Here is a 254-nt window from a genome sequence, read left to right on the forward strand (position 1 = left end):
CAAAGAAGCTTCTTTTGCATTGGACTCAGCAATAATTAATTGTTGATTCTCACGTTTACTGGCTAAAACGATCGGAATAATGCCCGAAATACCTCTAAGGCAGCCATTGAGTGCTAGCTCAGCAATAAATTCGTGCGAATCTAACTTATCAGGAGGTATTTGTCCTGAGGCGGCCAATATGCCAATGGCAATGGGGAGATCAAACCCACTTCCGCTTTTGGGCAAGTCAGCAGGGGCAAGGTTGACCGTGATTT

At 44.9% G+C, this 254-nt stretch carries 1 protein-coding gene; it reads right to left on the reverse strand.

Features of this window, described 5'->3' with window-relative positions; translation table 11 throughout:
* On the reverse strand, positions 1 to 254 hold a 254-nt coding region (locus tag IEX97_RS13660; RefSeq protein WP_308426212.1), incomplete at both ends, for a magnesium chelatase domain-containing protein.

The sequence above is a fragment of the Paenalicyclobacillus cellulosilyticus genome, from assembly GCF_014647315.1.
Taxonomy (GTDB): Bacteria; Bacillota; Bacilli; order Alicyclobacillales; family Alicyclobacillaceae; genus Alicyclobacillus_J; species Alicyclobacillus_J cellulosilyticus.